The sequence below is a fragment of the Paenibacillus sp. PastM-3 genome (genome assembly GCF_029893965.1).
Lineage (GTDB): Bacteria > Bacillota > Bacilli > Paenibacillales > Paenibacillaceae > Paenibacillus_AQ.
This window is the reverse complement of record NZ_JARXXP010000002.1, coordinates 60,047-78,519: the sequence shown is the minus strand read 5'-3', so window position 1 is coordinate 78,519 and position 18,473 is coordinate 60,047. Positions and strand designations below refer to the sequence as shown.

17 protein-coding genes are annotated in these 18,473 nt (G+C 54.8%); 13 read left to right on the top strand and 4 right to left on the bottom strand.

Annotation, left to right across the window (positions count from 1 at the left end):
• Positions 1-23 precede the first annotated feature (23 nt).
• The 5 genes from M2108_RS04235 (at position 24) to M2108_RS04215 (ending at position 4,405) form a co-directional block, all read left to right on the top strand.
• Complete coding sequence (locus M2108_RS04235; RefSeq protein ID WP_277468244.1) at positions 24-518, top strand: type II secretion system protein; 495 nt, start codon at positions 24-26, stop codon at positions 516-518.
• 68 nt (positions 519-586) lie between these two features.
• A complete protein-coding gene (locus tag M2108_RS04230; protein WP_277468245.1) occupies positions 587-1,336 on the top strand; it encodes a prepilin peptidase in 750 nt (249 codons plus the stop codon).
• A gap of 15 nt (positions 1,337-1,351) precedes the next feature.
• The gene (gene pilM, locus M2108_RS04225) at positions 1,352-2,995 is read left to right on the top strand and encodes a type IV pilus biogenesis protein PilM (RefSeq protein ID WP_277468246.1); all 1,644 of its coding nucleotides are present in this window, start codon (positions 1,352-1,354) and stop codon (positions 2,993-2,995) included.
• A complete protein-coding gene (gene pilO, locus M2108_RS04220) occupies positions 2,982-3,581 on the top strand; it encodes a type 4a pilus biogenesis protein PilO (protein WP_277468247.1) in 600 nt (199 codons plus the stop codon). Before pilM ends, pilO begins: the two co-directional genes overlap by 14 nt.
• A 221-nt stretch (positions 3,582-3,802) precedes the next feature.
• Positions 3,803-4,405, top strand: a complete 603-nt coding sequence (locus tag M2108_RS04215) for a DL-endopeptidase inhibitor IseA family protein (RefSeq protein ID WP_277468248.1) — start codon at positions 3,803-3,805, stop codon at positions 4,403-4,405.
• Between the two features lie 64 nt (positions 4,406-4,469).
• Here the strand turns inward: M2108_RS04215 and M2108_RS04210 are convergent, their stop codons facing one another.
• A complete protein-coding gene (locus M2108_RS04210) occupies positions 4,470-5,900 on the bottom strand; it encodes a VanW family protein (protein WP_277468249.1) in 1,431 nt (476 codons plus the stop codon).
• 348 nt (positions 5,901-6,248) lie between these two features.
• On the opposite strand from M2108_RS04210, the gene ftsE reads away from it, so the two are divergent.
• From ftsE to M2108_RS04185, 5 genes are all read left to right on the top strand, one after another.
• Positions 6,249-6,935 carry a cell division ATP-binding protein FtsE gene (gene ftsE, locus M2108_RS04205; protein WP_277468250.1) on the top strand — a complete coding sequence of 229 codons (687 nt, stop codon included), beginning with the start codon at positions 6,249-6,251 and terminating at the stop codon, positions 6,933-6,935.
• Positions 6,925-7,839 (top strand): permease-like cell division protein FtsX, encoded by a 915-nt coding sequence (gene ftsX / locus M2108_RS04200; RefSeq protein ID WP_277468251.1) that lies wholly within the window; start codon positions 6,925-6,927, stop codon positions 7,837-7,839. The genes ftsE and ftsX overlap by 11 nt, the downstream gene beginning before the upstream one ends.
• A gap of 61 nt (positions 7,840-7,900) precedes the next feature.
• Positions 7,901-9,202 carry a murein hydrolase activator EnvC family protein gene (locus M2108_RS04195; protein ID WP_277468252.1) on the top strand — a complete coding sequence of 434 codons (1,302 nt, stop codon included), beginning with the start codon at positions 7,901-7,903 and terminating at the stop codon, positions 9,200-9,202.
• 113 nt (positions 9,203-9,315) lie between these two features.
• Entirely contained in the window at positions 9,316-10,785 is a 1,470-nt protein-coding gene (locus tag M2108_RS04190; RefSeq protein WP_277468253.1) for a S41 family peptidase, read from the top strand.
• Positions 10,786-10,851: 66 nt separating this feature from the next.
• Positions 10,852-12,207, top strand: coding sequence for a PDZ domain-containing protein (locus M2108_RS04185; protein WP_277468331.1), 1,356 nt, complete (start codon positions 10,852-10,854; stop codon positions 12,205-12,207).
• A 374-nt stretch (positions 12,208-12,581) separates the two neighbouring features.
• On the opposite strand, the gene M2108_RS04180 is transcribed toward M2108_RS04185, so the two are convergent.
• From M2108_RS04180 to M2108_RS04170, 3 genes are all read right to left on the bottom strand, one after another.
• Positions 12,582-12,806 (bottom strand): hypothetical protein, encoded by a 225-nt coding sequence (locus M2108_RS04180; protein WP_277468254.1) that lies wholly within the window; start codon positions 12,804-12,806, stop codon positions 12,582-12,584.
• Positions 12,807-13,031: 225 nt separating this feature from the next.
• Positions 13,032-13,694 (bottom strand): response regulator transcription factor, encoded by a 663-nt coding sequence (locus M2108_RS04175; protein ID WP_277468255.1) that lies wholly within the window; start codon positions 13,692-13,694, stop codon positions 13,032-13,034.
• A 52-nt stretch (positions 13,695-13,746) separates the two neighbouring features.
• Positions 13,747-14,904, bottom strand: a complete 1,158-nt coding sequence (locus M2108_RS04170; RefSeq protein ID WP_277468256.1) for a sensor histidine kinase — start codon at positions 14,902-14,904, stop codon at positions 13,747-13,749.
• Positions 14,905-15,087: 183 nt separating this feature from the next.
• Here M2108_RS04170 and M2108_RS04165 point away from each other — a divergent pair, with 183 nt between their 5' ends.
• Genes M2108_RS04165 through M2108_RS04155 form a run of 3 tightly spaced genes read left to right on the top strand, consistent with a single transcriptional unit; the run spans position 15,088 to position 18,363 of the window.
• Positions 15,088-16,023 carry an ABC transporter ATP-binding protein gene (locus M2108_RS04165; protein WP_277468257.1) on the top strand — a complete coding sequence of 312 codons (936 nt, stop codon included), beginning with the start codon at positions 15,088-15,090 and terminating at the stop codon, positions 16,021-16,023.
• Between the two features lie 20 nt (positions 16,024-16,043).
• Positions 16,044-17,213 carry an ABC transporter permease gene (locus M2108_RS04160; RefSeq protein ID WP_277468258.1) on the top strand — a complete coding sequence of 390 codons (1,170 nt, stop codon included), beginning with the start codon at positions 16,044-16,046 and terminating at the stop codon, positions 17,211-17,213.
• Positions 17,206-18,363: an ABC transporter permease gene (locus M2108_RS04155; protein WP_277468259.1), complete on the top strand. Its 1,158-nt coding sequence runs from the start codon at positions 17,206-17,208 to the stop codon at positions 18,361-18,363. Before M2108_RS04160 ends, M2108_RS04155 begins: the two co-directional genes overlap by 8 nt.
• The last annotated feature ends 110 nt before the right edge of the window (positions 18,364-18,473 follow it).

Below are 18,473 nucleotides of genomic sequence, written 5' to 3'. Positions count from 1 at the left end.
ATCAATTATGAGGGGGAAATATTATGTTGGCACAGGCAATTCGCAAGAAGCTGGGCAAGGCGGGTAAAGAGGAAAAGGGGTTTACGCTGATTGAGTTATTGGCGGTTATTGTTATTATGGGTATCATTGCGGTTATTGCAATTCCAATGATTAGTGGTTTGATAAATAATACTGGAGATAAGGCGGATCTAGCTACTGCCAGGCAGATTTATGAGGCTTCTCGTATGTATGTAACTTCTGAACTTGATGGTTCGGCAGGGTCAGTAACTATAAATATAATTAGTTCATCCGCAGCTAATTCAACTACTGGAGCCACAGCAAGAATTGGCCTTCAAGAAAAGAAATACTTAGAAGATCCGATTTTACTACCAAGCACCAAAACTGAAATAACAGGTGGCACCGTTGTTTATGAAAATGGACAGCTAAAAACTGACGGTGCTATTACAATATTTGTAGATGGTAGCTCTACAGCGAAGAGAACCTATTCAGCAGCTCAGATATTGAATACTAAACTGTAATAAATTCCCAAAGGAATCGGAATTCCCGATTCCTTTTTTAAAATCCACAGAACAGGAACCCAACCCCCATGACCATTGTTATCGCAGTATACATCACGCTTGTCGGCCTGATTCTGGGCTCCTTCTATAATGTAGTAGCACTGCGGGTGCCGGCGGGGGAGTCGCTGGTGCGGCCGCCGTCGCATTGTACGAGCTGCGGAACGCGGCTGACGGCACGGGATCTGCTGCCGGTGGCAAGCTACATCCTGGCTGGGGGCAAGTGCCGGCATTGCGGGGCAAAGGTGTCACCGCTGTATATGCTGGGTGAGGCGGCAACAGGGCTTCTGTTCTTATGGATTTATCTGCAGTTTGGGCTAACCGGTCAAGGGATTACCGGATTTGTGCTCGTCAGCCTGGCTGTGATCGTGACCGTGGCTGACCTGAAATATATGCTGATCCCGAACAAGGTGCTGCTGTTTTTTCTGCCGCTGCTTCTGGTGCTGGTGCTGCTGTTTCCGCAAGGGCCGCTGTGGTCCCATCTGCTTGGAGGCGCGGCAGGCGGCATCATTCTTCTTCTGCTGGCACTGCTCGGGGGTATGGGCATGGGGGATATGAAGCTGTTCGCGCTGCTGGGCTGGGTAGTCGGCTTTCCCAATGTTATTTTGGCGTTTATGATAGCTTGTGCACTGGGAACGATTGCCGGTGTGGTGCTGATGCTGCTGGGGAAGGTGAAGCGCAGACAGCCTGTTCCGTTTGGACCGTGGCTGGCGGCGGGATCACTGATTGCATTCGCTTACGGTTCACAACTTATCAGCGGTTATCTCGCGCTCATCCGTTAGGAGGAACTTTATAGCATGTTTGGAATAGGTAACAAAGCGGCCGGAGTCTCCATTGAGCAGACAGGTATCCGCTATATCAGCTTCAAGAATAATCAGGCGAAGCAAGTCCATAAAAAGAGGTTCATGCCGCTGCTGCCGGGAATGATTGTAGAGAATCAGGTGGCTGACAGCGAGGCACTGCTGGACCGGCTGAAACAATGGGTGAAGACCAAAGGGCTCCGCGGCAGCGCAGTGAACCTGTCGATCCCCCCTTCACAGATGATCATCCGCAAAATGACGATTCCGAGTACGGCGGAAAAACAGATCGACCAGTTGGTGAAGCTGGAGGTGGAAACCGGGCTGCATCTGCCCTTCGAGAATCCGGTGTACGATTATGTCATTACCGGACAGAATGAGAACGAGAGCCAGCTGATTATCTTTGCCGCGCCGCGCAAGGTTGTTCAGGACTACGTGGATGTGCTGGAAGAGGCCGGCCTGAAAATCAAAAGCGTCGAGGTTTCGGCAACCGCGCTGGCACGCAGTATTGTTGCAGGCTACGGGCACTCCTTTAATGAGACGATGCTGATTCATCTCGAGCAGTCGCTGCTCGATATTTATATGTTCCGCAGCGGAAATCCGGTGTTTATGCGGACGATCAATCTGGTGGATCTGGGCCGGCCGCAGCCGTTGCCGTTCGATTTAAGCAAAGAGCAGCGGTTTGCTGCTGAAGCCGAGGCGGAAGCTGCTACGGCAGCCTCCCAGGATCACTTGTCCGCTGAGCAGATCGTGGAAATTACAGCGGAAATCTCGCGGATGCTGAGCTTTTACCAGTACAGCTTGCATGACGGCTCAACGCGGATAACGGAGCTGCTGATTACAGGAGCGCCTGACATGCGCAGAGAGCTGCAGCAGGAGCTGCAGGCGGCGCTGCCGGAGCTGGCGATCGCCCCGATAGCCGCCGACCAGTTCGCAGCAGGTGTACGGCCGGACAACAGCCTCAATGATTACCGGGTGGCTGCCGGGGCGGCGCTGCGCGATCCCAAGCTGCGCAATATTAATCTGCTGCCGCGTGAGGACCGCGAGAGCATTGTATTTCCGTATCTGGCAGTCACGCTTGCAGCCGTCTGGGTGCTTGGCGCTGTCGGAACAGGGATTCTATACGCTTCTGTCCGTGGAGAGTATGATGAGCAGCGCGCACAATTGCAGAGTGTCCAGGAGCAGAATGCAGCTCTGCAGCTTGAGCTTGCCAGCCTGAACAACAGCGGGGCCGGAAGCGGCAGCTTTGACCGGGCAGCGATCATTGCGGCTTTGTCTGCGAGCCGGGTAAATGCCGCGGCTGTGCTTAATGAGCTGCAGTCGAAGCTGCCTTATGCCGCTGCAATCCGTGAGATCAGCTTTTCTTTCCGCGGAGATCTGCTGCTGACCGTGAACTTTACAGATATGGCGCACAGCGGAGCGTACCTGACTTCCCTCCGGGGCATGCCGTTCGCACGCGAAGCGGCCATTGAAAAGTTAACCGAAGGCGGAGCAGGCACCGGGACAGCTGGCGGCAGTGTATCCAATCTGATTAAATACACGGCAGTATACCGTGTGAATATGGCACCTGAAGCCGTTGAGCTGTCAGGGGCGGATGTGCAGGCTGCTACAGAGGAAGGAGCGGATATCAGTGGAACAGATTAACAAGTACCGTTCGCCGATTGTCATGGGAATGCTCATCCTGTTTCTGATTCTGTTTGCTTTTTACATGCTGGCGATTCGTCCGGTAAGCAGTGATATAGCAATGCAAGATAGTGAGCTTTCTCTGCTGGAGCGGGAAAGATCGGTGATGGATAACAAGATTAATGAGCTCAAAGCCGCGGGAGACAGCCTGAGCGCAGACGAAGAGACGGCGCTGGCCGCTATTCCGTCCGGCGACGGCAGCGAGGCGCTGATCAATGATCTGAAGGCGATCGGCGACAGCTCCCATGCCAGATTGAAGGACATCGGTTTCTCGCTGACAGGCACAAGTACAGCAAGTACCTGGGCGGGAGTAGCGGCAGCCTCCGCAGCCGGACTGCAGGAGGTCAAGATGACGGCTATCATTGAAGGCGGATATGCCGAGATTCATGAGTGGCTGAAGCAGCTGAATAAAATGCCAAGACTGGTAACGGTCGATTCCTTTGCTTTTCAGCAGCCTTATGAATTTCCAACCGCACAAAATCCCGGCAGCATCCTGACGGCAAACGTGGCTTTCACGGCCTATTATCAGGCGGATTCCCCCGAATAATCATTCAGGCTCATATCAGCAAATAAATGATGTACGCATACTCCGTTTTCCCTTTCCGGGAAGGTGGAGTTTTTTTGCGCGGAGTGGCGGTAAATCCGTTTTCATTATTGGAAGGAATGGGTATTTTAGCTTACAGGCTGCCGTAAGGTATAAAGTAGTGAACGCAGCAATGGAATGTAACACACTCTACTATGAAGCAGAATAAAGAGGAGGAACTTAAGATGAACAAAAAGTGGATGATCGGTACGCTGGCCTTGTCGCTCGGTCTGGTTTCGGCGGGAAGCGGGGCGCTGGCGGCTACGCCTGCAGTAGGAAGCACAGCGGTCAAGACAGTAGCAGCCTCTCTGCCTGGCAAAGAGGGTCCTGCGACGATCAATAATCTGACGGTCAAAAGTGTCATTCCGCTGGTCGTTCACGCCAAGAAGCTGTACACCTATGCGAGCGGCGCAGGCAATATCCTGGGGGCAGAGAAATTTGTCTACAACGGACTCGAGTACCGCTATCTTTCCAGTGATCTTGGCACCAAGCAGCAGCTGATGAATTACATAAAAAGAGGGTTTACGCACAATGCGGCTGCTTTTTATGTTCAAACGCAATTTCTTGAAATGAAAGGCAGAATGGCCCAGGTTAACGCAGATGTAGGGAATCACCTCCAGTTCGATAAGGCTACTGCCAGAATGGTCTCCAAAACAGCAACCACGGCAGTATTTGAGCTCAGTGTGCCTCAGCCTAACGGGCAGGGGGACAATGCGGATGTAGTGGTGAAGCTGAAGAAAGTAAACGGCTATTGGAGAATTGATATGTCACCGGATACTCTGTTCTAAGGTGAATTACACAGTAGCATTTAAAAAGACGGTCAGAGCTGATTCTGACCGTCTTTTGCAAGTTTTATTCATTGCTGCGCACGCCGTCTTCGACCAGAGGCTTCTTAACGGGTTCAGGCTGGACAACCTTGCTCATCCCGCCCCGGTTAATGGCAATTACCTGCTTCTGGGCCGGATAGACATCGCGGGACAGCTTTTTTTTCTCCACCGCTTTGCCATCGACATAACGCGTAATATAAGTTTCTACTACATACCCGACCTTGCCGCTCTGGAGCACGCGTGTGCCTCCGCGGGGCAGCGAGGCATCACTGAAGTATCTGGCCGCAGGCTGCAGGATTTCGACGGTCTGGGACTGGACGGTATAATATACGTTTTTCGGGAACGTGCCAAACAGCTTCACGGTCAAGGTCCGGCCTTCAACGGCCGCCTTGATGATCAGGTATTTGCCGGTATTGTTGCGGAACCGGAAATTGATGTAGCCCTGGGCAAACGTGGCATCCTGGCCTTTGGGCAGATAATTGACCGGCAGGGAGTGGTTGCGCCGCTCCACAATATCGAGGCCGGCCCTGAGGGCGGCGTTATAGAGGGTACTGGATACCTGGCAGATGCCCCCGCCGGTTCCAGGCTGCAGCTTACCGTTGACAATAACCGGTGCTTCGCGCAGCCCGGATTCCCGCTGGGCCTTTTCAATCGCCTTGCCATAATCAAAAACAGCATCCGGCGGCAGGATGGTACCGTTCACCGCCTTGGCGGCCGCTTCTACGTTAAAGGTGCGCCCCGGCCCGCTTAAGCCCAGCGAGGTGCTGAATTGCGTGATTTTCCGTTCAATCCCCTGATCCTTAAGAGCCTTTAAGGTAATAGCGGGCTCTTTAACAGTCAAGGGCACCTCCAGGGTAATGCTCTTACCCAGCAGAATATCCGGGCTGCCCAGCCTTGTGGGCAGAGCCGTCCGCAGGGCGAGCTCCAGCCCATGCCAGTCCACCTCATAGGAGGTGGTCTCTGCGGTGTAGACCACCCGGTCATCTTCTGTAATACGCCGGGTCGCATCGACCGGATTGCCGAAGGACTCGCTTTCCCAGGCGGGGCTTAAACTGGATTGCAGATGTTCAATCTCCAGGTGGATACCAAGGTCCCAGCTCCCGGCAAAGCGGTGCCGGGCCTTGGCCCTGTCGAGCATGTGGCCTTCGGACAATGCCTTTAGGCCCTGAAGGAAGCTCTCGGCTTCATAGGATACTCCCGCCTCCTGCAGGGTGACGGTCAACTCCGTATTAGCTCCTGCTTTGAGAATCAGGGGGAGGGTTTCGAGCGTGTGCAGCCGGTCTGCCAGCCCGCTGCGGACTTCGGCTATGTCCAGGCCGCCGATATCCCAGCCTGCCAGCCGGGTGCCCTTGGGCAGGGTCTGCTGGCCCACATATAAATGAAGCCCGCCGGCCAGCAAAGAGCTGGTCAGAAGCAGCGCGATGGCCGCAATAAGGGCGAGGTGGATTTTTTTCATCAGAAGATCTCCTTCGGGCGGTATATTTGCGCAGGGCAGCAGCGCAGGCCGGAGTTGCAAGCTTACCGTTCGTAATTTCCAGCCGATATATAAGAGGTAGGGCAGCGGCTGGCAGGATTTTCTCAAGAGATGCTCGAATGTATAACAATGGAATGGCAGCCGGTCAGGTGAAGGCCTGTTTTATGTATATGAGCGAGTCCCCAAAAACTTTCGGGGTACTCATTTAGTTACAGATTTGTTACAATGGATAAGCCTGTGATGACGGGGCAGTTTATGGAAACTTTCGCGGTTTGGTGTCGAACCAGACGGCCAGCCGGCGGAATACGACAAAATCGGGAAGTGATAACTTTGATCGAAATGCAGGATGTATGGAAGACATACCCCAACGGAACCCACGCTCTACAGGGAATATCCGTGAAGATCGACCGCAACGAATTCGTGTATGTTGTCGGACCGTCCGGCGCCGGAAAATCAACATTTATGAAATTAATTTATAGAGAAGAGACGCCTACCAAAGGCCAGATTTCTGTAGGCGGGTTCAACATCGGCAAGCTCAAGCCGCGTAAAATCCCTTACGTAAGGCGCAATATCGGCGTAGTGTTTCAGGATTTCCGGCTGCTGCCGAGGCTGACGGCGTATGAGAATATCGCTTTTGCGATGGAGGTCATTGAAGCCCCAAAGAAAATTATCAAGAAGCGCGTCAACGAGGTGCTTGATCTGGTGGGATTGCGCAGCAAGGCGAACCGTGAACCCTCCCAGCTCTCGGGCGGGGAGCAGCAGCGGATTGCGATTGCCCGGGCGATTGTCAACAATCCGTCGGTCATTATTGCGGACGAGCCTACCGGCAACCTGGACCCGGAGACCTCATGGGGCATTATGCAGCTGCTTGATGAAATTAATTTCCGCGGTACAACCATTGTAATGGCTACCCATAACAGGGATATTGTTAATAAAATGCGCAAACGGGTGCTTGCAATCGAGCATGGCAATATTGTCAGAGACCAGGTGAGAGGGGAATACGGTTATGAGTTTTAAAACCTTCTTGCGCCATATGCGGGAAGGCTTCAAAAATGTATTCCGCAACGGCTGGATGTCGGTGGCCTCCATCACATCTATCGTCGTCTCCCTATTCGTGCTCGGTGTCTTTATTCTGCTTGTACTCAATGTGAATTCCATCGCCGACAAGGCGGACAGCCAGGTGCAGATCAATGTGCATCTGACGCTTAATACTGACCAGAAGATGCGGGAAACCCTGCAGAACGAAATCGGCAGCATGCCGGAAGTCAGCAAAGTAGAGTTTGTATCCAAGGAGCAGGGGCTGATTGAGTTCCGTGAGGATATGGGACCGGATGCAGCCGAGCTGCTGGAAGGCTTTGACGAAGATAATAACCCGCTGCCGGACAAGCTGCTGGTCGAAGTGATTGAACCGACCACAGTCCCGTTTGTAGCAGATAAGATAGAAGCACTAAACAAAACGCATGACGAGCAGCCGATATATAAAGTGAACTACGGTAAAGGCTCAGTAGAGACGCTGTTCAAGATTACGCGCGCTGTGCGCAATATAGGTTTTGTTTTTGTAGCGGGACTGGCCTTGATGTCCATGTTCCTGATCTCCAATACGATTCGTGTAACGATTCTTGCCCGCCGCAAGGAGATTGGCATTATGAAGCTGGTAGGGGCGACAAACGCTTTTATCCGCTGGCCGTTTTTTGTGGAAGGGGCACTGATCGGGCTGATCGGCTCACTGGTGACTTCCGGAGCTCTGTATATTGGCTACAGCAGTCTGACCCGTTCCGTACAGGGAGACCCGATGCTGGGGCTGCAGATGATCCCGTTCAATGAAATCTGGGTGCTGCTCTGCGGTCTGCTGGTGGGGCTGGGGATGCTGATCGGAATTTGGGGAAGTACCGTGTCGATCCGCAAGTTTTTGAAGGTGTAAGTACCGTTACTGACATGAAATGACATTATAAATTACGGAGTAAAAGGATGGGGAGTGCGAGTTGAAGAAGATTGCCGCCGGAATAGCCGTAGCACTGCTGGCTGTCACTTTAGTAGGACCCTCTGACGGATATGCCAAAAAGACAACTGTCGCTGAAATAGATCAGCAGCTGAAGAAGCTGCAGCAAGAGGTACAAGCGGCCAAGGCCGCGCAGGAGAAGGCAGCTTCCCGCTCTCAGGAGGCGCAGCACTATAAGAACAAAACGACACTGAACCTCGAGTATGTACTGGACCAGATTGAGCAGGTAAAGGGTGAAATGACGACCATTTCCGGCAAAATCGCCAGCACCGAGGAGTCGTTGAATGTAACGGCAACCGAGCTTAGTGATGCGGAGGAACGGATTGCTTCGCGTGAAAAGCTGCTGGAATCCCGTGTCCGGCTGATGTATACCGATGGGGCAGTCTCCTATCTTGACGTGCTGCTGTCTTCGACCAGCTTCTCGGATTTCCTGGACCGGGCTGATTCCCTCAAAATGATCGTAGACCAGGACCAGGATCTGCTGGAGCAGCACAAGCTGGATAAGGAGACAGTGGTAGCGAAGAAGATCGAGCTGGAAGGGCAGTATGCCAATGCCAAGCAGCTGTACACTGAACTGGAGGATCAGCGCAGCATCCTCAAAGAGAAGGAAGCGGAGAAGCAGGAGCTTATCGCCCATTATGATAAAGAGATTCTTGTTTCGGGCGAAATCTCCGAGGAGCAGGAAGCCAAGCTGGTGCAATTGGCCAGCGAGCGTTCCGCACTCGAAACGCAGAAGGACAAGCTGAAGGCCGAAGAAGCAGCACGCAAGGCAGCGGCAGCCAAAGCAGAAGCGGCGCGCAGAGCAGCAGCCGCAGCGGCGGCCAAAGCGAAGGCGAAGGCTTCCAGCAGTGTCAGCAGCGTGAGCTCCTCCTCGGAATATGCAGGCGGCGACGGTCCGTTCCTCATGCCGGTTGGCTCGGCCCGGATCTCGTCGGGCTACGGGAAGCGGACGCATCCGGTGACGGGTGAGGTCGGCAAAATGCATACAGGCGTAGACTTTGCCGTTCCGCAGGGCACCAGCATCCATGCTGCTGATTCCGGAACAGTGCTGGTTGCCGAATGGTGGAGCGGTTACGGATACTGCGTCATTATCGACCATGGCGGCGGCGTGTGGACCTTGTACGGCCATATCCGTGAGGGCGGAATCAGAGTTTCCGCCGGGGATAAGGTAGACAGAGGCCAGGTGATTGCGGAGTCCGGCTCGACCGGACGCTCCACAGGACCGCATCTTCATTTTGAAGTACGGGTAGACGGCAAGACTGTGGATCCGATGCCATATCTGTAATTTTGCGGACCGATAAATATTAATCTGCTCTGCGGCATATACTGGAAGAGATACCGTCCTTCCGGGACGGATGCGGGCTTGATGAGAGGAACAGAAGGGACGGTGGGAACACCATGTTAAAGAAAAGCACGGCGGTCTTTATGATCGTCGCTGCACTGCTCTGCGGCAGTCTTCTAACCTTGGGCGTGACCGGTTATATGCAGGTTGTCGGACAAGCTGCGGGGGAAGGGGTTGCAGCTGTTCTGCAGACGGGAAGCGGCCTGCAGGATAAGGAATCGCAGAAGCTGGGTACTGCGCTGAACTTGATTGAAGATAACTATTACGATAAGGTAGACCGGGACAAGCTGATCGACGGTGCTGTCAACGGTATGATGGAAGCACTCGGCGACCCTTATTCCAACTATATGGGCAAGGAAACAGCAGAGAAGTTTGAAGAGAGCATTGAAGGCTCCTTCTCCGGAATCGGTGCAGAGGTATCCTCGGATAACGGTAAGGTAGTCGTTGTTTCACCGATCAAGGGGGCGCCGGCCGAAAAAGCCGGAATCCAGGCCAAGGATATCATCCTGTCCGTTAACGGAGAAACGCTGGAGGGGCTGGAGCTGAATGATGCGGTCGCCAAAATCCGCGGACCTAAGGGCAGCAAGGCAACGCTCAAGGTACAGCGGACCGGATCAGCGGAGCCGCTGGAATTTGTAATTACCCGCGACGATGTGAAGCTGGAGACCGTCTATGCCACTATGGAGAAAGACGGAGTCGGTGTCATTGAAGTGACCCAGTTCTCCATGAATACCGCTGAACGTTTCAAGGAAGAGCTGGACAATCTGGAGAAGCAGGGCATGAAAGGGCTTGTCATCGATGTACGGAATGATCCGGGCGGTGTGCTGCAGCGGGTTATCGAGATGGCAGAGCAGTTTGTGCCTGCAGGCAAGACCATTGTACAGGTAGAGAACAAGGATAAATCGCGCGAGGTCAGCACCTCCAAGGGCTCCAGCAAGGATTATCCGGTTGTCGTGCTGATGAACAAGGGGAGCGCCAGTGCCTCGGAGATTCTGGCCGGAGCGCTGCAGCAATCAGCCGGAGCCAAGCTGATCGGTGAGCATTCCTTCGGCAAGGGCACTGTACAGACCAGCTTCGAGAAGGAGCTGGGAGACGGCAGCCTGCTGAAGATTACGATCGCCAAGTGGCTGACACCGAACGGCACCTGGATTCACGGCAAAGGGATTGAGCCGGACATTGCGGTAGCCCAGCCGGATTATTTCTCGGTGGCGCCGATTAACAAGAGTGTAACGCTGCAATACAATATGAACAGCTCGGATGTGAAGAGCGCCCAGACGATGCTGGACGGACTTGGCTACAAGCCGGGGCGCAAGGACGGATATTTCGACGCCGGGACGAAGGAAGCGGTGAAGAAATTCCAGAGCGCGTCCAAGCTGCAGGCAACCGGCGCCATCGATGCCAAAACCGCGGAAGCGCTGGAGCAGGCTCTGATCAAGGTCATTCAGGACCCGGCCAATGACAATCAGCGCAACCGGGGAATCGAAGAGGTGCGGAAGGAAATCCAGAAAGCCGCGTCGAACAAGTAAGAAGGCTGAATTCAGCCTTCTTTTTTTGTAAGTGAGTAGAAGGAGTGTGACGACAGTTTGAATGAGATGCTAGAACTGCTTACAAGCTTGGGCACAGCGGTCATACATCTGCTGATTCAGCCTTATTATTATATTGCCCTTCTGTTTATTGCCCTCTATTACCGCAGACAGGTGGCGCTGGAGCGCAAGCTGATTCATGTGAAGCAGCATAGCTGGGGCCTTGAAACGTGGCGGACGGTATGGAGCGGTTTGGTCATGGGGCTGCTGGTTTCAGCAGCGGCGGTGGCGTTAGGCATTTCGCTGCCCCCTGACGCTGTAATCTGCATCTGGATTGTCAGCCTGATCCTGATGTTATTCCGCGTCCGATTTCTGTGCTTTGCCTACTCTATCGGATTGCTTGGTATTATACAGTTCATTTTCTCCTTCTTCCCGGATGTTTTTCAGGCTGGAACAGCCGGGCAGCTGGTAACTGCGCTGCGGGAGATGGACATCCCGGCGCTGCTCGTGCTGGCCGGGCTGCTGCATCTCGCGGAAGCGCTGCTCGCGCGCTGGCAGGGCGCGCGACTGGCGTCGCCGCTCTTCCTGGAAGGCAAGCGCGGCAAGGTCATCGGCGGCTACCAGCTGGAGGCCTTCTGGCCGCTGCCGCTGTTCCTGCTGGTTCCCTCCGCAGCGGGAACCGGGGAGCTGCCCTGGCAGCCGCTGCTTGGCGGCGGACTTGGGCTGGTGTCGCTGCCGGTCATCATCGGCTTCAGCGAGATGACCCAGAGCCTGCTGCCGGCGCGCAAGGCAGCCCGTACCGCAGGCCGGCTGCTGGCGTACAGCGTTGTCCTCCTGGGCGTAAGCCTGCTGGCTTACGTCTGGAGTCCGCTGACGCTGATTGCGGCGCTGCTCGCACTTCTCCTGCACGAAGGCCTGAACTGGTACAGCGCTCTGGAGGAGCGCAGCACCAGCCCCAGCTTCGTGCATCCCCCGGCCGGCCGCAAGGTGCTGGCCGTCCTGCCGGGCAGCCCGGCGGAGGAGCTGGGCATCCTGCCGGGTGAAGTGCTGCTGAAGGTCAACGGGGTGCTGTTGACCGAAGCGGCGCAGCTGCATGATGCGCTGCGCATGAACCCGGCATACTGCAAGCTGGAGGTGCAGAACCGGGAAGGGGAGAGCAAATATCTGCAGCGCCCGATTTACGCCGGGGACCATCACCAGCTCGGCATGATTCTCGTGCCGGACCCGGATGAGGCCGTCACCGCAGCTGCGAAGCCAACCGGCATCTTCGGCATCATCGGCATGAAGACAGGAACCCGCACCCGCCGCAGAGGAATTACACCATCCGGGCTGAAGCGGACCCAATCTGCTGACGATCAGCCGGCCGGCAGTAATGAGCAGCAGCAGCCAGCCGGGACCGTTAATACAGAGACACTGGATGCCTGATCAGACGGATTTCCAGCCAGCTATTATTCGCATATAACAAAAGGCCAGCCTCCCGCTGTAACTGCGGGGGCTGGCCTTATTTTGTTATAGCATACTGATGCGCGGCGCAGTGACTGGAACGCTAACGGACCTGAGCGACGTTATTTTTCCTGGTGGAGGTTCTCAACCATTCTAACGGACCGTACCGCTCTTATTTCTTAATAAACAGCCACTTTTGCGGTAAACTCACCTACATAAAGGCGCTGGTGTCCGTTACATGACCAAGAGAGAAGTAATGGCGGAAATAAGGGCGCTTGTGTCCGTTAGCGTTAGGAGGGCGGGGTTCCATGTATGGATCATCACGCAGCCAGTGCACTCTTGAGCAGCAATCTCCCCTAGTATATGCCTGTGCACTTTTCAGAACCCACTACCACTGCGTATGACCGACCGTACGTTTCTAGAATCACAGTCCAGTGTATCTTCGTGTACCACCAGCCCTCCAGCCCCTCCAGCCCCTCCAGCCCCTCCAGCGCCTCCAGCCCCTCCAGCGCCTCCAGCGCCTCCAGCCCCTCCAGCGCCTCCAGTGCCTCCAGCCCCTCCAGCACCTCCAGCCCCTCCAACGCCTCCAGCCCCTCCAGCGCCTCCAGCCCCTCCAGCGCCTCCAGTGCCTCCAGTGCCTCCAGCGCCTCCAGCCCCTCCGATACCCCGCCCCTCTGTCCCCCAGCCCCTCAGGTTACATGCGCTACCTATGATTACAGCTATAGCATTTGTAATGGCGGCGATATCAAAAATCTTCTTATGATGGTGATGGTGGCTGTATCGGCAATAGTCGTTATCTATCATCCCTAATCCCGCTGGCTCTTCAAATAAAAAATTGCAATCTGCGTGCGGTCACGCAGGCCAAGCTTGCTGAGGATGTCGGTGATGTAGTTCTTGACGGTGCCCTCGCTCAGGAACAGCTTGGCGGCGATCTCCTTATTGGTCAGCCCCTCCGCAATAGAGGCAACAATGCCTTGCTCCGCCTTGGTCAGGCCGTAGGATTCCAGTGACGGATGCTCCCGCACAGGCAGCGCCGCGGGTGCTGCGGACTGGAGAAATCCCGCCATTTTGCGGGCAATGTCGGGGTGGATCAGCATATTGCCCTGATGTACGGTTTTGATCCCCTGAATAATCCGGTCAGGCGGAATATTCTTCAGCAGATACCCGCTGGCTCCGCCCCGCAGTGCTTCAATTATGTATTCGTCATCGTCAAAGGTGGTCAGCATCAGGACAGATACCTGTGGAAAAGCCGCCTTAATCCGGCGGGTTCCCTCAACCCCGTCGCAGCCCGGCATCCGGATATCCATCAGGACGACATCGGCAACAGGGGTCAGCCCCTGCAGCAGCGTCAGCGCTTCGGCCCCGTCGCCTGCGCAGCCGGCCACTTCAATCTCCGCATCCAGGCCAACCAGTACCTTGAGGCTCTCGCGGATGAAAGGATCGTCGTCTACAATTACAACTTTAATCATACAGAAAGCTCACCTCGGATTGGATTGGGTGTAATGTATCTATTCATGGCACTCATTTAAAATCACCCTGCCGGTAAACCGGCAGTCTTGTAACCACAGTGAACGGCGCTCCGGCGCGTACCTCCAGCGTACCCCCTACAAGGCTGGTGCGCTCGCTCATTCCTTTCAGCCCCATGCCGCCGCCCGTCTGCAGCCTGCGCAGCTGATCGTCTTCGGGCAGCAGCCCGTTGTTGCCGACCTCCATAATAACCTCACGCTCACTGTAGTTTACAGAGATCCAGGCAGAGGTCGCTTTTCCGTGCCGCAGGGCATTGGTTAATGCCTCCCGGGCATTTTTGTAGAGCACCACCTGTATGCTCGGATAGAGCGGATAAACATATCCCTCTACCTGGTAAGAGGTTTCTATACCGGTATCACGCCCTGTCTCCTCCAGCAGCCGATCCAGCGCGTAGGCTCCCTCAAGCTGGGGCGCATGGTTAACCTGCCGCAGGGCAGTCCGCATATCGTCCATGCTGGCGGCGAGCTGGTCACGGATCTGGCCCATCATGCCCATGCCTGCTTCAGGCGAAACCGGCAGGGTATGGATGGCGGCCTCGACCATCATTTTGACCCGGATCAGGCGGTGGCCGATATCATCATGCAGCTGCCGTGAGATACGCACCCGTTCCTCTGCCTGTGCCGCGTTCTCCACCTGGGAGGCGAACTGCAGTAGCCGGTTGCGGGCTTCATCCAGCTCAAAATGCTTTTTACGCAGCTCGTCATACAGGAACAGGGTATCTTCCCGGCCGCGCCCGGCCCGCCATAGCAGCTCGTTCAGCCCGGCGGCCAGCAGGAAGGTGAGATTCATATAGATCAGTTCCTGAAGGGCTAAACTGCCGAAGGCGGCGTTCAGCGCCCCCAGATGGAGACAGGTCAGCAGGACTGGCAACACTTTGGGCTGCAGTCGGGAATAGCAGAGCAGCGCCGAGACTGCCGGAAAAATCATCAGCAGCCCGTACTCCCGGCACATCCAGGCACTGTACAGCAGTTCAAGAGTAACGGCCAGTGCAGGGAAAGGCTTCGGCAGCCTGCTGCCTGCAGTTGCCAGCAGCAGCTGCATCAGAAAATAGAAGGTGAACAAGCCGTAGTCCGGATAATCATAGACATATACGGAGAGCACGGCCGGAATAATGAGCAGGCCGTAGCGGAGGATACGCAGTTCTCTGGTCAAGTCATTCATCCTTTGTATCATAATATAAGGCCGTAACAGTCTATATTCATCTTAGCATACCCGGCTCCCTGTTCAGGAGATGACTTTAGTCACCACCAGCTCATGACTTAGCGTACCTCCGGAGGAACGCTCCATGCGCTACAATGAAACCATAGAAGCGATAAGAACAGGAGAGATGAGCGGATGACTCTTGCAGTGCTCAGTGATGTTGTTAAACGGTACGATCAGAAGCTTACGGTGGACCATGTGAATTTCAATATTGAAGAGGGAGAAATCTTCGGGCTGCTCGGGCCGAACGGAGCGGGAAAAAGCACTACCATCAGCATGATCTGCGGCCTGCTGAAATATGATTCCGGTGAGATCCGGATCGACGGCATATCCGTGAAGGAGCATCCGATTGAGGTTAAAAGGCGGATCGGGCTCGTTCCCCAGGATCTGGCGCTGTATGCAAACATGACGGCAGCGGAAAATGTACGGTTCTTCGGCAAGCTGTATGGGCTGCGGGGCAGCCTGCTGAAGGAACGGACGGAGGAGGCGCTGGCTTTTACCGGACTGAGTGACCGGGCCAAAGAGAAGCCGTCCACCTTCTCGGGAGGGATGAAGCGGCGGCTGAATATCGCTTGTGCAATCATGCACCGCCCCAAGCTGATTATTATGGATGAGCCGACCGTCGGCATTGATCCGCAGTCGCGCAATCATATTCTGGAGTCGGTCAAGGCGCTGAACAGGCTTGGTTCGACGATCATTTACACCAGCCACTATATGGAGGAGGTTGCAGCGATCTGCGACCGGGTAGCCATTATGGATAAAGGGCATATCATTGCCTGCGGAACCGAAAAGGAGCTGCGTGAACGAGTCGCCCATGAAGAAAAAATCGTTGTGAAAGCAACCAATATCACACCGGGACTGATCAGTGAGCTGGGTAAACATCCGCGGATCAACCGTGTAGAGGTTGTTGAGGATGCAGTTGAGCTGTATCTGCCATCTTCGCAGAGTGAGCTTCAGGATATTTTATTTATTTTTTCCAGGCATGAAGGAAGCATTGTTTCCCTGCATATCGAAGAGCCGGATCTGGAGACGCTGTTCCTCAGCCTGACCGGCCGGACCCTGCGGGACTGAGGAAGGAGCTGCACACGGATATGAACATCTGGACGATTATGACCTATGAGCTGCGCCGGCAGCTGCGTTCACGTACCTGGCTGCTGAATATGATTCTGCTGCCGGTGGTGCTGATTTTCCTGCTGGGAGCTTCGCTCTCCGGGGTAGTCGGGGTTGAAGGCGCGGAAACCGTAAATCCGGTGAAGGTCGCCATTGTAGATACGGCAGCTGCAGCCCCGGCGAAGTCAGCAATGCTGGATGCTTTAGTGAAATCGGATGAGGTTAAGGATTATATCAGCCCGTTTGAGGTGCAGACCCGCGAGGAAGCGGAAAGCGGACTTCGTACGGGAAAATATGGCTATGCGGTCATAGTACCACAGGGATTCGACAGTGAAATCCAAAGCGGCGGCCAGGCGGAGCTTGAATTAATCCTCGGTAAAAACCATAGTGACAATACCACCGCAGGTACAGTGTTCGACAACTTTCTCAGCGAAATCAATTATAAGCAGGCGGCAGCCATGACCCTGGGGCCTGCAGCTCTGGCGGCAATCCAGCCGGTGAAGGGAGACCAGTCCGCGGTGCAGCTGGGGAATCTAAATAATGGAGGAAAGACCTATACAGCTTCCCAGTTCTATGCGGCATCCATGCTGCTGATGTTCCTTTTATACAGCGGGCTTACGGTTGCCAGCTCTCTTTTTAGCGAAAAAGATAATCATACTTTATTCCGGATTAACTCCATGCCGGTCAAAGGCTCGCAGCTGTTCATCGGAAAAATGCTGGGTGTCGGCGTCATTACGATGCTGCAATGTGCGGCGATAATTATTTTTACCAACCTGCTGTTCGGAGTGTATTGGGGGAACCGCCCTTGGCTGCTGATGCTGTTCTGTCTGCTGATGATCATTGCCTCGATGATGTTCTCGATTCTGGTCTGCATGTTCAGTAAAACAAGTGCAACCGCCACGAATATCGTGAATATCGTAACGGTTGGGATGACCTTCCTCAGCGGGGGGATGGCTCCCCTGCCGGATTCCTGGGTGAACAGTGTCGGGGCGTTTACGATTAACCACTGGGAGATGCAGGCGATCATCCGGATGATGCTGCATTCGGGCTTCGGGCAAATCCTGCCGAATCTGCTGGTGATGTCGGCAATATGCCTTGTTCTGATCGGCGGAGTGGTCTTCACATACCGGAAGGTGGGTTATCATGAGTAATATCTGGACAATCGGCTGGAATATGGTCAAACGGACCATCGGCTCGCGTAAAGGGCTGATGCTGTATATTGTGCTGCCTGGTATTGTAGTTGCGGCGATTATTTCCATCACCGGAGGCATTGATAACAGCTCAAAGGCCACCTTGCTCTATACCAATCTGGACAATGGGGCGGGAGGCAGACATCTGCTGGCAGAGCTCAGGAGCTCAGGAGATTACGAGCTGGCAGAGAGCCCAGGCGAACAGGAAATGAAAGAAAGCGTGATCGGCCAGGACGGGATTGCCGGCCTGCTGATTCCGCAGGATTATACCGCACAGCTGCTGGATGGCAAGCAGCCGCAGCTAACGGTATACGAGCTGAAGATAACAGAGGATTCGGTTCTGTTAAAAATGAAAGCTGCCGCCATAGCCAGGCAGATGCTGGTGACTGCAGCCACGGTGAAGGAGACCGGCACCGGTGATCCGGCCGGTCCTTTTGCCGCCATTCTGCAGCAGGCCGAGCGTCATAATGCCGGAAGTGTGCGGACGGATTATGATCTGTACCCCAGACAGACACTGGGGGTTATAACCGGAATGACACTGATGTTCCTGATGAGTCTGGTGACAAGCGCAGTCAATCAGGTCATTGATGACCGCAAGGGCCGGACGATGATGCGGATGTACAGCGCACCGGTCCGCTCCTATGAAATTGCGCTGGGCAACTTTTTCGGCAGTTTTCTGGTCGGCATTATCCAGATTGCCGTTGTCCTCATTCTTGGCAAATGGGTACTGCGCTACGACTATGAAATTCCGATGTATCTGTATTTCCTGGTGCTGGCCGCATTTATGCTAGTCTCGATGGGTATCGCCGGCACGGTGGCCGGCCTGATCCGCAATCCGCGCAATGCCGGAATGCTGAATGCGCTCATTCTTACACCGACCTGCATGCTGGGCGGATGCTTCTGGCCGCTGTCCATTATGCCGGACTACATGCAGAAGGCGGCCAACTTCACACCGCAGAAATGGGCTATCCAGGCGGTGGATATTGCGGCTACGGGCGGCGGCTGGAATGAGCTGTGGCTGCCCTTTGCGGTCCTTGGCCTGATGGCGGCCATCCTGCTCGCACTCGGTTCGGCAACTCTGCGTCCGAATGAAGCGGGAATCAGCGCCTGAGGGCGGTGTATGGCAGTCCGCTAATAGGGAACAGAGCTTTCCCGAATCAGAGACAGATTACTGTAAGCCCTTCTGTGTATGCAGAGGGGCTTTTGTGCGCCCTATTCCCT